The 929-nt window shown below is 55.3% G+C and carries 1 protein-coding gene; it reads left to right on the top strand.

The window, feature by feature from the left end; all coding sequences use genetic code 11:
* On the top strand, positions 1 to 929 hold a 929-nt coding region (locus tag J5224_RS30455), incomplete at both ends, for a PrkA family serine protein kinase (protein WP_264628773.1).

Here is a 929-nt window from a genome sequence, read left to right as displayed (position 1 = left end):
GAAGAGAAGAAACAGATCCTGTATCTGCTCGGTCCGGTGGGCGGCGGGAAATCGTCGCTGGCTGAGCGCCTGAAAGCCTTGATGCAACGCGTGCCGATTTATGTGCTGAGTGCCAACGGCGAGCGTAGTCCGGTCAACGACCATCCGCTGTGCCTGTTCAACCCGCAGGAAGATGCCGATATTCTCGAAAAAGAGTATGCGGTGCCACGCCGTTATCTCGGCACCATCATGTCCCCCTGGGCGGCCAAACGCCTGCGCGATTTCGGCGGTGACATCACCAAGTTCAAAGTGATTAAGGTGTGGCCTTCCATTCTGGCACAAGTCGCGATCGCCAAAACCGAACCGGGTGACGAAAACAATCAGGATATCTCTGCACTGGTCGGGAAAGTGGACATCCGTAAGCTGGAGCATTTTGCCCAAAACGATCCTGATGCCTATGGCTATTCCGGTGCGCTGTGCCGTGCCAACCAGGGCATCATGGAGTTTGTCGAGATGTTCAAAGCGCCTATCAAGGTGCTTCATCCTCTGCTGACCGCCACACAGGAAGGCAACTATAACGGCACGGAGGGCATTGCCGCCCTGCCGTTTCAATTCCGTAATAACAAAAACAACGAAGCCTTTTTGGACCGCGTTTACATCGTCAAGGTGCCCTACTGCCTGCGCGTCTCCGAAGAGGTGAAGATCTACGAAAAACTGCTCGATCACAGCGAACTGTCGCACGCCCCTTGCGCGCCCGGCACGCTGGAAACGTTGGCACGCTTCTCTATCCTGTCGCGCCTTAAGGAGCCAGAAAACTCCAGCATCCACTCCAAAATGCGCGTCTACGATGGGGAAAGCCTGAAGGATACCGATCCCAAGGCCAAATCCTATCAGGAGTACCGTGATTACGCGGGCATCGATGAAGGCATGAGCGGTTTGTCCACCCGTTT

Source organism: Candidatus Symbiopectobacterium sp. NZEC135 (assembly GCF_025962695.1).
The sequence above is the reverse complement of the archived record's forward strand: the minus strand, read 5'-3'. Positions and strand labels throughout refer to the sequence as shown.